11 protein-coding genes and 1 tRNA gene are annotated in these 12,374 nt (G+C 64.7%); 9 read left to right on the forward strand and 3 right to left on the reverse strand.

What is annotated here, in order from left to right; genetic code table 11:
- Positions 1-109 precede the first annotated feature (109 nt).
- On the reverse strand, positions 110-1,819 hold the full coding sequence (locus G503_RS0112545) for a helix-turn-helix domain-containing protein (RefSeq protein WP_028027829.1): 1,710 nt from the start codon (positions 1,817-1,819) through the stop codon (positions 110-112).
- A 273-nt stretch (positions 1,820-2,092) separates the two neighbouring features.
- Here G503_RS0112545 and G503_RS0112550 point away from each other — a divergent pair, with 273 nt between their 5' ends.
- The 5 genes from G503_RS0112550 to G503_RS0112570 all read left to right on the forward strand — a co-directional run bounded on the left by G503_RS0112550 (position 2,093) and on the right by G503_RS0112570 (position 7,634).
- Positions 2,093-4,525, forward strand: a complete 2,433-nt coding sequence (locus tag G503_RS0112550; protein WP_028027830.1) for a DMSO/selenate family reductase complex A subunit — start codon at positions 2,093-2,095, stop codon at positions 4,523-4,525.
- 15 nt (positions 4,526-4,540) lie between these two features.
- Positions 4,541-5,164 (forward strand): DMSO/selenate family reductase complex B subunit, encoded by a 624-nt coding sequence (locus tag G503_RS0112555; protein WP_028027831.1) that lies wholly within the window; start codon positions 4,541-4,543, stop codon positions 5,162-5,164.
- 113 nt (positions 5,165-5,277) lie between these two features.
- On the forward strand, positions 5,278-5,901 hold the full coding sequence (locus tag G503_RS0112560) for a DMSO/selenate family reductase complex B subunit (RefSeq protein WP_028027832.1): 624 nt from the start codon (positions 5,278-5,280) through the stop codon (positions 5,899-5,901).
- Positions 5,902-6,095: 194 nt separating this feature from the next.
- Entirely contained in the window at positions 6,096-6,761 is a 666-nt protein-coding gene (dmsD, locus tag G503_RS0112565; RefSeq protein WP_028027833.1) for a Tat proofreading chaperone DmsD, read from the forward strand.
- A 12-nt stretch (positions 6,762-6,773) separates the two neighbouring features.
- Positions 6,774-7,634 carry a dimethyl sulfoxide reductase anchor subunit family protein gene (locus tag G503_RS0112570; RefSeq protein WP_028027834.1) on the forward strand — a complete coding sequence of 287 codons (861 nt, stop codon included), beginning with the start codon at positions 6,774-6,776 and terminating at the stop codon, positions 7,632-7,634.
- A 96-nt stretch (positions 7,635-7,730) separates the two neighbouring features.
- Here G503_RS0112570 and G503_RS0112575 read toward each other — a convergent pair whose 3' ends face one another.
- The gene (locus G503_RS0112575) at positions 7,731-8,252 is read right to left on the reverse strand and encodes a metallophosphoesterase family protein (protein ID WP_028027835.1); all 522 of its coding nucleotides are present in this window, start codon (positions 8,250-8,252) and stop codon (positions 7,731-7,733) included.
- 597 nt (positions 8,253-8,849) lie between these two features.
- On the opposite strand from G503_RS0112575, the gene G503_RS0112580 reads away from it, so the two are divergent.
- From G503_RS0112580 to G503_RS0112595, 4 genes are all read left to right on the forward strand, one after another.
- Positions 8,850-9,200: a hypothetical protein gene (locus tag G503_RS0112580; RefSeq protein WP_028027836.1), complete on the forward strand. Its 351-nt coding sequence runs from the start codon at positions 8,850-8,852 to the stop codon at positions 9,198-9,200.
- 40 nt (positions 9,201-9,240) lie between these two features.
- A complete protein-coding gene (locus tag G503_RS0112585; RefSeq protein ID WP_028027837.1) occupies positions 9,241-9,558 on the forward strand; it encodes a hypothetical protein in 318 nt (105 codons plus the stop codon).
- Positions 9,559-9,696: 138 nt separating this feature from the next.
- On the forward strand, positions 9,697-10,557 hold the full coding sequence (locus tag G503_RS0112590) for an Mrp/NBP35 family ATP-binding protein (RefSeq protein WP_028027838.1): 861 nt from the start codon (positions 9,697-9,699) through the stop codon (positions 10,555-10,557).
- Between the two features lie 96 nt (positions 10,558-10,653).
- Positions 10,654-10,729 (forward strand) — tRNA-Ala (locus tag G503_RS0112595).
- A gap of 152 nt (positions 10,730-10,881) precedes the next feature.
- Here G503_RS0112595 and G503_RS0112600 read toward each other — a convergent pair.
- A complete protein-coding gene (locus G503_RS0112600) occupies positions 10,882-12,348 on the reverse strand; it encodes a UvrD-helicase domain-containing protein (RefSeq protein WP_028027839.1) in 1,467 nt (488 codons plus the stop codon).
- Between the last annotated feature and the right edge of the window lie 26 nt (positions 12,349-12,374).

A 12,374-nucleotide genomic window follows, 5' to 3' on the forward strand; every position in this document is an offset into this window, starting at 1 on the left:
GCAATGGAAGATAAAGAGAGCCGCCCTTGCGGGGCGGCTCTAACTGTAATGGGGCGGCGGACGGGCGCCACTTGCCAGTAAGGCGCGAGTGCGCCTGACTCTGCGGTCGCTACCGTCCTTCGGGATCGAAGCTCTCTACGAGCTCGATCAGCTCTTGGCGCTTGTGGATGTCGAGCTTGGTGTAGATGCGCTTGGAATGGGTGCGGATGGTGTTCTCGGACACCACGAGGATCTCGGCGATGCGAGCGACGGAATTGCCGCGGGCGATGAGCTCGGCCACCTCGGTTTCGCGAGCCGACAGGCCGTAGTGGTCGCGCACCATGGCCATCTGCTTGGAGAATCGGTCGCGGAACTCGCCCGGGCTGTGGGGCCGCTTCTCGGGCTCCTCCTTCTCCGAAGCCGTTTCCACGTCAGCCCCGCCCGCCCTGCCGATCGCGGACGCCCCGCTCGCCCTGCCGATCGCGGCCGCCCCGGTCGCCCCGCCAACGGCGGCTCCCGCGCCGGGTTCGGCCACCTTGCCGACCGTGACCGCCCTGCCAGGCTCGCTCGCTGCCGCACCGCTTTCCCCGGCGGCCTCCTCGGTGCGGGGTGCGCCCTTGCGCCGCAGGGCCAAAAGCTCGATCTCGTTGGCGCGACTCGGCGCGAGCGCCTGGCGGAAGCCGCCCTGGCCGATGAAGTACATCAGTCCCAGCAGATAGATGGCCACCACGGCCACCAGCACCACCGAGGGAATGTCGAACACCATGAGCGACTCCACGTAGTGGCCACCGATAAAACCCACATCGTGCAGGGCGTACACGATGCCGCCGAAGATACCGTAGATGAACACGGGGTTGATCCCGCCATCGCGCGAGACCTGGGCGCACTGGATCATCATCAGCATGATGGCCACGCTCCACAGCGCGTACAGCACGGCGGCCAGCATGCGGGCGTAGCCCGAGCCCAAAAGAGGCAGCAGCAGAAACGCGGTGGTGACCAGGGGGAAGAAGATGCGGTAGGCGTTCCATACGTTGAAGCGCAGGTTCTTCACCATCCAGGCGGCCAGCAGGGTCAGGGCCGCCACCAGCGTGGCGCCCATGGAAAGCACGTTCACAAGCGATCCCACCGACGGATCGACCACGGCCAGCGACCGCATGACGCCGGTGCAGAACCCCAGCGCTCCGATGGCCAGGGCCGTGCGCCACACATGGGAGATGATGTGGCGGTAGGTGCGCGGATGCTCGCGGGGCACGTCCTCGAACATGGGCTGATCCAGGTTGATGGTGCGGCTTTTCAGCACCACGGCCAGGCTGAACAGGGGCAGGAACACGAGCGGAATGAGGTAGGCCGTAACCGCCACGGGAATAAGGTACAGCGCGAAGTACAGAACGGCCGCCCAGGCCGTGCCCGCGATGAGGCTCTGGTTGCCCTCGCGTGCGTCCTGGCTGGCGAACAGCCGCTGCCACAGCATGTAGAAGCCGGCCGATCCCAGCCCCAAAAGGCCGCCGCCTGCAAACGACAGCGGCAGCGCCCAAGCCCGGAAGTAGATGGCCCCGATCAGCAGGCACCACCCCAGCATGTAGGGAGCCACCACCACCTTCACCAGAAAACTGCGCGTCTGGGCGGGAAACAGGTAGGTGCCCACGGCACTGGCAAGAAAGCTGAGCGCGAATGCGAGCGACTGGGCCAGGAAGAACCAGAACAGCACCTCGGAAGTTTGGAAGTCGATGGGCAGAAACGGGAACGAGCCGCCCCACACGCTGGCGGCGTTGATGGCAAGGAACAGCCCATAGCCCAGCGAGGCCACGTTGGGCCGCAATGCGCTTGCCAATGTCGGCATTCCTCTGCTCGTCTTACGGCCCGCCCCGCGTTCCTTCTCGGGCAAAAGTATACTGGGTCGCGTGCGGGCTGAAAACAGGGAGTGGGAAATTGGGCCGGGATTCACAAGGCGATGAGCTGGGAAAACGAGAAATTCACATGGGTTATGTGACACGGAGCCCGGCGCTGCTGACATAAAATCAACACCGCCTGAAGCGCACGAGGGCGCTTGGGCAGGTCCCGGGGAAGCGCGTAGGGAAGGCGCTTTCCAACGTGTACAAGAGAGGGAGGAACCATGACGAACCATGAGAAGACGTCAGTGTCGCGTCGCACGTTCGTGAAGGGTTCGGCGCTGGCCGGTTTGGGCGCAGCCGCCATGGGCACCGCGTCGCTGTTCGGATGCGCGCCGGCCGCCGAAAGCACCGGCGAGCTGGCCGATACCGGCGAGGCGGTTGCCGACACCATCGTCTGGACGCACTGCGCGGTGAACTGCGGCAGCTGCTGCGCGCTGCAGTGCCACGTCCAGGATGGCGAGATCAAGTACGTCGAGTCCGACAACACCGGCTCGGCCGAGCTGGGCGAGCCCCAGCTGCGCGCCTGCCTGCGCGGCCGCTCCATCCGCCGCTGGCTGCAGAGCCCCGATCGCCTGAACAAGCCGCTCAAGCGCGTGGGCAAGCGCGGCGAGGGCAAGTTCGAGGAAATCTCCTGGGAAGAGGCCCTGGACACCATCGCGTCCGAGATGAAGCGCATCCGCGAGACCTACGGCGACGAGGCCATGACCTCGCACTATTCCTCTGGTGTGTGCCAGGGCCAGGTGCAGGCCAACCCGGTGAAGCGCCTGCTGAACCTGACCGGCGGCTTCTTGAACTACTACGGCTCCTACAGCTCGGCCCACATTTCCGCGGCGGGCACCTACACCTACGGCGGCGGTACCTACGGCAGCTCGTTTCTGACCATCCAGCCCGGTCAGCTCGTGGTGCTGTTCGGCGACAGCCCCGCTGACACCCGCATGGGCGGTGGCGGCCACACCCACGACTTCGCCTACATTCGCGAGACCACCGACTGCCGCGTCATCACCATCGACCCGCGCATGACCGACACCACCTGCGGCCAGGGCGGCGAGTGGATTCCCATCCGTCCCGGCACCGACGGCGCTCTGTGCGCGGCTCTGGCCTACGAGATCATCAACAACGGCTGGGCCGACGAGGAATTCCTGCACACCTACTGCGTGGGCTACGACGAGGAGACCCTGCCCGAGTCCGCCAAGGGCAAGAACGCCTCCTACAAGGACTACATCCTGGGCACCGGTCCCGACGCCACCCCGAAGACCCCGGCGTGGGCCGCGGCCATCACGCTCATCCCCGAGCAGCGCATCATCGACCTGGCCCGCGAGATGCACGAGTCCGACCCGGTCTACATCGGCCAGGGCTACGGCCCCCAGCGCCGCGCCAACGGCGAGATCACGGCTCGCGCCATCATGGTGCTGCCCCAGCTGCTGGGCCAGATCGGCAAGCCGGGCATGAACGACGGCCGCCGCGAGGGCTGCGCCAGCGTGGGTCTGGGCATGCTGCCCACGGGCGAGAACCCCGTGACCACCAACATCCCCACCTTCGAGTGGCCCAACGCCATCCTGCACGGCGAAGAGCTGACCGCCCTGAACGCCGGCGTGCAGGGCGCCGACAAGATGTCCTCCTCCATCAAGTTCATCTGGAACTACGCGGGCAACTGCCTGACCAACCAGCATTCCGACATCAACCTGACCCACGACATTCTGGCCGATGAGAGCCTCGTGGAGTTCATCGTGACCTCGGAAGTGTTCATGACCGACTCGGCGAAGTACTCCGACATCATCATCCCCGACCTCACCTCGCAGGAGCAGATCAGCATTTCGTCCGACGGCTATTCCGACAACATGATCGCCGTCATCTTCGGCGCCCCGGTCTACGAGCCGAAGTTCGAGCGCCGCGGCATCTACGAGGTGTGCGCCGATCTGGCCGAGCGTTTGGGCGTGGGCGACGAGTTCACCGAGGGCAAGACCCGCGAGGATTGGCTGCGCGAGATCTACGACGAGGCCCGTACCGCGAATGCCGAGAAGGGCATGGACATGCCCACGTGGGACGAGGGCTACGCCATGGGCGTGTGGAAGATGAAGCCCGAGCCCATCGTGAAGCTGGCCGACTTCGTGGAGGATCCGGTGGCCAACGCGCTGCCGACGCCTTCCGGCAAGATCGAGATCTATTCCGAGACCCTGGCCGGTTTCGAGGCCACCTGGGAGCTGGCCGAGGACGAGGTGGTCACCGCGTTGCCTATCTACGATCCCGGCTTTTTGGGCTACGAGGCCTGCACCGAGGAGTACCCGCTGCAGATCACGGGCTTCCACTACAAGGCCCACACCCATTCCAGCTATGCCAACAACGAGGTGATCCAGACGGCGGCCCAGCACGTGGCGTGGGTGAACCCGGTGGACGCCGAGGCTCGCGGCATCAAGGACGGCGACACCATCCGCGTGTTCAACGACTGCGGCGAGATTCGCATCGAGGCCAAGGTGACGCCGCGCGTCATCCCCGGCAATGTGAGCATTCCCCAGGGCATGTGGCACGATGCCGACATGGCCGGCGACCGCGTGGACCATGGCGGCTGCATCAACACGCTGACGAAGTACCGTCCCACGCCTCTGGCGAAGGCGAACCCGCAGCACAGCAACATCGGCCAGATCGCCAAGGCGTAACGAGGGGAGTGAATTATGACTCAGTACGGTTTCCATTTCGACGGCACGCGCTGCACCGGCTGCAAGACCTGCGTGCTGGCGTGCAAGGACAAGAACGACCTTGCCAACGACATCAACTTCCGCAATATTCACGAGTACGGCGGCGGCGACTGGACCCAGGATGCGGCCGGCTGCTGGACCAACGACGCGTTCGTGTACCATGTGTCGGTGGCCTGCAACCATTGCGACAAGCCCATCTGCATGGCGAACTGCCCCCAGGGCGCCATCTCGAAGGACGAGGAAACGGGCGAGGTGAAGAGCGATCCCGAGACCTGCATCGGGTGCGGCACCTGCATGAATTCCTGCCCCTACGGCGCGCCGAAGGTGGATGCGGAGCAGATGAAGTCGGTGAAGTGCAACATGTGCGCCGACCGCGTGGCCGCAGGTGCCCAGCCCATCTGCGTGGAGGCTTGCCCGCTGCGCGCCCTGGACTTCGGCGACATTGCCGATCTGCGCGCCAAGTACGGCGACCTGTCCGAGATCGCGCCTCTGCCGGCGGCCAGCGAGACCGAGCCCAACCTGGTGATTACGGCTCCGGTGAACGGCAAGCCCGTCGACGACAAGTCCGGCGCGCTGCTGAACCCGCGCGAGATTCTGTAAGCGGTTCCGGGGAGCTGTGGGCATGAAACCCTGGCTCCCGTGGTAGGATGGTCGGCGGTTCGAGTTTGTCTCGGGCCGCCGACGTCTATAGTGAGCGGGGAAGGGGGGCGACCGTGCAGTACGGGTTCCATTTCAACGGCCAGCGCTGTACCGGCTGCAAGACCTGCATGCTCGCCTGCAAAGATTTTCACGATCTCGGCTACGACGTGGCCTTTCGCCAAGTGTACGAATATGGTGGCGGCACGTGGGAAAAAGACGCGGAAGGCGCTCTTTCCCAGGACTGCTTCACCTACTACGTATCGGTGGCCTGCAACCACTGTGCGAAGCCGGTCTGCGTGAAAGTGTGTCCCACCGGCGCCATGCACAAGGACGACCGCGGGATTGTAACCGTGGACGGCCAGCGCTGCATCGGCTGCGGCTACTGCGCGCTTTCCTGTCCCTACCGGGCGCCGAAGGTCGATCGCGAGGCAGGTCATTCTGCTAAGTGCGACCTCTGCGCGGATCGGCTGGATGCGGGGAAGTCGCCCATCTGCGTGGAGGCCTGCCCGCTGCGTGCCCTGGACTTCGGCGAGGTGGGCGACTTGCGGGCGCGCTACGGTACGGTGGCCGACTTGGCGCCGCTGCCGTCCGCGTCGGTAACCTCCCCCCATGTGGTGATCACGCTTCCCCGGTGTTTGGAAGACGAGCCCTCCCGCGCGGGGACCGGAGAAATACAGAACCGCCGCGAGATCGTGTAGCGCGGGGCATGGGGCGGGGCCGCGGCTGTGACGCGGGATGAGGCGGCGGCCCGTATCATCCCGCAGGGGGCTTCAGCCCGCCCGCGCGAGTCGCTCGCAGTTGCGGGCGGCCGAAGCAGGACGGCTGCGTCCGTGGCTGCGGGCGGCCGAGAGGGGCGCTGGGACAAGCGCTAAGACCAGTGAAAGGAACGGGTATGACCAACCAAGTGACGCAGGAAGTGGCCGAAGAGGCTGCTCTGATGGAGGCTGTGGCCTTCGTGGGATCGGCCCTGGCGCCGTTCTTCCTGAACGACCCGCGGACGGGCGATGCCGCAGATTCCTTTGCGGCCCTGGCCGAGCTGGACGCCGCCACGGCTGCGGCCGACTGGCCCTTCGCCGATGCCGCGGCCGCCGAGGCGGCCCTCGCGCTGATGGTGGAGGGCCTGGCCGCCGGTGCCGATAACGACGACTTGGTGTGGGAGTACCGCCGCCAGTTCGTGGGCCCTGGTCGCTTCCCGGCTCCGCCGTGGGGGTCGGTGTACACCGACCGCGAGTGCGTCATCTTCGGTGAGAGCACCCTGGCTCTGCGCGCGTGGATGCGCCGCGCTGGCATAAACCGCACCACCGACGAGCGCACGCCCGAAGACCATATCGGGCTCATGCTGGCCATGCTGGCCTTCTTGGCGCAGAACCGCCCCGAATTGGTGGACGAGTACCTGCGCGACCATCTGCTCACCTGGGCGCCCCACTATCTGGAGGTGCTGGAAGAGGCCACGACACACCCCTTCTATCGCGGTCTGGCCCAGCTGACCCGCGCTTCCCTTGAAGGGCTGGGCGCGGCGCGCGAGCTGTCGGTGACGCTGCCGCGCTTCTACCGCTAGGTTTCACCGGTCATGGACGGGTTCTCCACCGCATTCAGCGAGATCACCCTGGTGCTGTTCACCACGCTGGCTCCCTCGGGGGCGGTGGCCTATTTGCTGATGAACCTGCCCGTGCTGTTCGGCCGCGTCGACGGCACGCTGCGCCAGCGGCTGGATCGGCTCTCGTGTCTGCCGCTGGCCATTACCATGGTGGGGCTCATCGCGTCGGCCACCCATCTGGGGAACCCCTCAAACGCGCTGTACGTGTTCACGGGGGTGGGGCGCAGCCCGCTGTCTACCGAGGTGTTCTGCGCGGTGATCTTTCTGGCCCTGGCGGGGATGTACTGGCTGTACTCCTTTGCGCTGGCGCCGCGCCGCGGTCTGCAGCGGGTGCTGCTGGTGGCCATCGACGGGGCGGCCGTGGTGTTCGTGATTGCGACGGCCTTCGCCTACAGCGTGGACACCATCCCCGTGTGGAACTTGTCTCTTGCTCCCGTATCGCTGTTGCTGAATGCCCTGGTGGGTGGCCCTTTGTTGGCGCTGTCGGGGTTTGCTGGTGTGGGGTATCGGCCCTGGACGCGACCCTTGGTGGCTCTGTCCGGGGCGGCCTTGGTGGCGAATGTGGCAGTGTACGGGTGCTTGGGGACGCAGTTGGCCGTGATGGCCAACGAGATGGTCCACGCCACCGATCTGGTGGCGGGCTTTCCGGCTTATGTGGGCGTGTTCGCCCTGCTGGCCGGTGTCGGCATCGTGATAGCGTGGCGGTCGCGCGGGTGCGAGGGCCGGTCGCCGGTAGTGCGGCTCGCCGTGGCGACCGCCTGCGCCCTGGCCGGTATCTTCCTCATGCGCTTCACCTTCTACATGGCCCACTTCACCGTAGGGCTGGGCGTGTAGAAGGCTCCGAGCCCGGTCAAAGATGCGGCCATCGCCGTTGTTCCGCAGGGGCGGCCTTCAGTCCGCCTGCAATTGAGGCCAACTCGCCGCCCCGCTCTACGCTTCCAGTAGTACCTTGCCGTTCAGATTCTCGATCCAGGTGTGTCGTACGCGGCCGTTCTCCACTTCCATCTTCGCGATGGTGCGGCCGAAATCGCTGCGGGGGCGACACACCGCGCCGGGACACATATATATGTTGGCGGGCCGCGCCTCGGGGCCGACCACGAGCTCGGGCACGTGGGTGTGCCCGTGGATGATGACGTCGGGGATGGGATCGCCCGGCCCCAGGCCCTTCGATGCGCCGCCGCGGTTCACGCGCACGTCGCCGGGCTTGTGGCCCACGAGGAACTTCACCCCGTCGATGACGGGCCGCGCGAAATGGCCCACGGTGCTTCCGTATTCCGCGAAGTCGTTGTTGCCCAGCACGGCGGCGACGGGCGCCAAGGTTTCCAGCTCCCGCAGAATGGCCGGGCCGCCGATGTCGCCGGCGTGGATGATGTGGTCGCAGTCGGCCAGGGCCGCGTAGGCCGCCGGGCTCAGGAAGCCGTGGGTGTCCGAGATGATTCCGATCAGCGTCATGGGACCTCCTACATGCGGGAGTGTTCGTTCTCGTAACGATAATAGCTGTTTTTGTGCAACAAACTCCGATAAGTAGACACGTCTCCGTGTAAAAGAGGTTGCGAATCCGCCTTTTCGCCGTAATTTGCCTCAATTTCCCCCATTTTCTTTGAAAGTGGGGGAAGGGGTGTCTACTTATCGGAGTTTGTTGCGCAAAAGAGGGCGACAGCCGAACCAGCCGCCTCCCGAGGCCGCCCGCCAGCCCCCTAGCTCCGCCACCTCTCGCCAGCCCGCCAGCCCCCTAGCTCCGCCACCTCTCGCCAGCGCCCGCCCACCCGTCTTCCGAGCCCGCCGGCCTCCCCCGCCCGTTTATCCTGGCGCCGCCAATCCTCCTGCTCCCTGCCTCTAGCTCGCTTCCCCTATCCCCCCCGCCAGCCCCGCCTACCCGTTCTCGCTTTCCCATCCCGCTCCCGTTTCGCAAAATCGAAGCAAAAGGCTTATAAATATCGACCGTGCGCTCTCGTTGACACGGTGTCCTTGGTATGATGGTCCCACCAGGCGGGGAGCACCGTCAGGAGCGGACGCCCCCGCGCGAGACCGCTCGAGAGAGGATGTCCCATGGGTAAGAGAGTAGACGAGGCACTCGATATCGCATACGACGACGTGCCCACCTATCTGCACGCCAATCATTCGGTGTACATGGAGACCCCCACGGGGCTGTACTATCTCACCGACGTGAACGATCGCTACTGGCGCGTCCAGGACACCGAGAAGTTCAACGAGAAGGGCCACTATATGGATTGCAGCCCGCTCGTGCCCACCATCTCCGAGTTCTTGGAGCTGCCCTACAACGATGAGGGCCACACCATCAAGGGCATCTTCGCCGAGGCCACCTTCTATCCTTCCGGCAATGAGAAGGATATGGGGGAAATGCAGAATGACGTTGAGGTGGAAGGGTCCGAAGGGTAAACTTGCCGATCAAGGCAAGTCTGCGAGAACAGGAGCACCTATGGGAAAGAAGGACGTCGAGGCCCTGGCAATCACCTTTGACGAACTGCCCACCTACCTGCACACGAACCATTCGGTGTACATGGAAGTGGCCGACGGTCTGTACTATCTGACCGACGTGAACGACCAGTACTGGCGCGCGCAGGACACCAACCAGTTCAACGACAAGGGCCACTACGTCGATTGCAGCCCGCTCGTGCCCACCATCGCCGAGTTCTTGGAACTGCCCTTCCACGAGGGGAAGTCGGTGCACGATCTGGCGGCCGAGGCGACCTTCTACGCATCGGGCGATGGCAAGGACATGCCCGACGAGTTCTAAATTTCCCGCTCAACCCTTCATTTTGTGTCATGCGAACCCCGAGGATGCGCGCCGCGCCCTCGGGGTTTGTGCTATGATGCCCCACGAACTATCTTGGCCGCGAATAATGCGGTCGCACGAGAAGAGAAAGAAGGAATCATGGCAGAAGAATGCTCCCACGAGTGCTCCAGCTGCGGTGTTTCGGGCTGCGGCGACCGGACTGCGGCGGCGCCGTCCACGCTGGAGACCAACAAGCGCTCCAATATCAAGCACGTCATCGGCGTGGTGTCGGGCAAGGGCGGTGTGGGCAAGTCCCTCGTCACGAGCCTGCTCGCCTCCGAGATGAACAAGCGCGGCCATAAGGTGGCCATCCTGGACGCCGACATCACCGGTCCGTCCATCCCGAAGTCCTTCGGCGTGGATTCTCGCCTGACCGCCGACGCCGACGGCATCAACCCGGCGAAGTCGGCCAGCGGCATCGAGGTGATGTCGGTGAATCTGATGCTGCCCGAGGGCGACATGCCCGTGGCGTGGCGCGGGCCCGTGGTATCCGGTGCCATCAAGCAGTTCTGGCAGGAGGTGAACTGGGGTGAGGTGGACTACATGTTCGTCGATATGCCTCCGGGAACCTCGGACGTGTTCCTCACCGTGTTCCAGTCGCTGCCCGTGGACGGCATCGTCACCGTGTCGGCGCCCCAGGAGCTGGTGGCCATGATCGTGGGCAAGGCCGTGAACCTGGCCCGCTCCATGGAGGTGCCCGTGGTGGGCCTCGTGGAGAACATGGCCTACTTCAAGTGCGACGACTGCGGCAAGGAGCACCACATCTTCGGCGAGCCCCAGGGCGAGGCCGTGGCGGCCAAGTACGCCATCCCCGCTGTGGCCACGCTGCCCATGGACCCCAACTTCGCGCGCCTTGTGGATGAGGGCCGTGTGGAGGCCTACAACGTGGAAGGCGCCCTGGACGGCATCATCGATCAGATTATCGCTACGGCCGCCGCAGCCGACGAGGCCGAGGAGTAGGGCGGATTTCGGGCTAATTCACGCGCACGGGAAATTTTTTTGAAAAAGTACTTGCGCGGTCGGGGCGTTGTGTTAATATATTCCTCGCACTTTTACGGGGCCTTAGCTCAGCTGGGAGAGCGCATGGCTGGCAGCCATGAGGTCAGGGGTTCGATCCCCCTAGGCTCCACCATAAACTTCAGAAGCCGGGTCACCTGACCCGGCTTCTTTGTTTGCAGGCTCGCTATCAGGGCTGTCAAGGGAACCGTCCCCTCGACAACACCGGGGCGGGTGTGGGGATGCCGCCGTAGGGGCGGGCTTTAGCCCGCCCGAAGCCTTGGCGCGTTACAGCAGGTCGTGGAAGGCTTTTTGGGCCCAGGAGGGAATACGAGAGCCGATTACCACGTACAGGTTGTCGCGGGCGCGGGTGAAGTGCACGTAGCGGCGTCGGAGCGCGTCGTCGGGGTCGTCGGTGCCGCATTCCAGCGAGGGTATCAGCACGTTGTCGAACTCAAGCCCCTTGCACTTCAGCTCGCCCATCACGTACAGCCCCGGCAGGGCGATGTTTATCTCCTGTCGCGACTGCTTTTCGGCATCGTTGGACTTTTTCACGAGGTTGCGCACCGGCACTCCGCGCTCGGTCAGCTTCGCGTCCCATTCGGGGCCACCCACCAGCAACGTGGTGCTATCCGACTGCGCCGCCAAGGTGGCCGCCAGCTCCAGCACCTTCTCCTCGCCGCCGGGCAGCAGCTGCACGTGCGTGCCGATCGGCACCGCATCCCCAACAATGCCCTGGCAGCGCAGCGCGAACGCTTCCACCTCGTAGCCGTTGCGCAGATTCTCCGTCAGTTTGTAGGTGGTGGCTCGCCGCGCCACCCCCAGCTGCTTCCAGGAGAAATCACGCTGGTAGATGCGCTGGTCCTCATCGACTGCCAGGTACACGCGGCTTGTCTCGTGCTCGCGCATCTTCAGCAGCAGCTGGATGGACCGAGTGGCCAGATCCTGCGCCTCGTCCACCGCTATCATGGCGAAACGGGGCAGCTCCTTCGATTTCATCAGTCGGTTCACCGCCTGCTCCAGGGTGAAGCGCTTCGCCGCCCTCAGCAGCTGCCGCTGCTCGTGCCAGATCTCCAGGATCACCTGCCGTGCGTTCTGGTCGGGAAGATGTGTGCTCCCCCGGCCGGTGCGAGGGGCCGCCGGGTAGAAGCGTTGCGCCTCCGCCTCTGTTTGGTAGTGGGCCTCCAGCCAGCACAGCTCGTCGTTCATCCAGCTGATGTTCTTGGGCCCCTGCTGGCCGGTGGTGTTTAGAAGGTAGGTGCCGAAGTACCGTCGGCGGCGCTGCCCTACGGCGCGCATGGCCTCGGCAGTGAAGTCCGTCGAGTAGTCGATCTTCCAGTGCTCGCGGGCGGGGAAGGCCGCATCGCTGCAGGGCGGCTTGGCCTCGTTGTCGAGGGTGGGCATTAGCAGCTGGTACACCAGGCTGTCGAAAGTAGTCACTTTGATGCGTTTGGCCTCGGGAAAGGGCTTCAGCAGCCTGGCGGCGTAATGGGCCATCTCGCGGTTGAAGCACACGAACATGAGTGAGTTTTCCGGGGCGGCGGGGGCTCCTTCGGGAATCTGCATCGCCTCCTGAAGCAGTTTGGCCAGAAGGCAGAGGGTCTTGCCGCTGCCTGCTGCGCCCTTGATGCGCACCACGGTGGACTGGTTGTCGCGGCGGGGATGCCTCAGTATCTTGATCTGGTCGGGGGTGGCTATCTCGTGGTTGTGCAGCAGCAGATTGATGAAGTCGGGTTCTGCAATGAGTCGTTCCATAATGATTTCCTTTCTCATGGTTGGGC

This window comes from Adlercreutzia mucosicola DSM 19490, assembly GCF_000422625.1.
Taxonomy (GTDB): domain Bacteria; phylum Actinomycetota; class Coriobacteriia; order Coriobacteriales; family Eggerthellaceae; genus Adlercreutzia; species Adlercreutzia mucosicola.

Coding starts and splice junctions, on each gene's coding strand:
- G503_RS0112545 (WP_028027829.1), bottom strand. CDS start 1,819: ATGCCGACATTGGCAAGCGCATTGCGGCCCAACGTGGCCTCGCTGGGC.
- G503_RS0112550 (WP_028027830.1), top strand. CDS start 2,093: ATGACGAACCATGAGAAGACGTCAGTGTCGCGTCGCACGTTCGTGAAG.
- G503_RS0112555 (WP_028027831.1), top strand. CDS start 4,541: ATGACTCAGTACGGTTTCCATTTCGACGGCACGCGCTGCACCGGCTGC.
- dmsD (WP_028027833.1), top strand. CDS start 6,096: ATGACCAACCAAGTGACGCAGGAAGTGGCCGAAGAGGCTGCTCTGATG.
- G503_RS0112570 (WP_028027834.1), top strand. CDS start 6,774: ATGGACGGGTTCTCCACCGCATTCAGCGAGATCACCCTGGTGCTGTTC.
- G503_RS0112575 (WP_028027835.1), bottom strand. CDS start 8,252: ATGACGCTGATCGGAATCATCTCGGACACCCACGGCTTCCTGAGCCCG.
- G503_RS0112580 (WP_028027836.1), top strand. CDS start 8,850: ATGGGTAAGAGAGTAGACGAGGCACTCGATATCGCATACGACGACGTG.
- G503_RS0112585 (WP_028027837.1), top strand. CDS start 9,241: ATGGGAAAGAAGGACGTCGAGGCCCTGGCAATCACCTTTGACGAACTG.
- G503_RS0112590 (WP_028027838.1), top strand. CDS start 9,697: ATGGCAGAAGAATGCTCCCACGAGTGCTCCAGCTGCGGTGTTTCGGGC.
- G503_RS0112600 (WP_028027839.1), bottom strand. CDS start 12,348: ATGGAACGACTCATTGCAGAACCCGACTTCATCAATCTGCTGCTGCAC.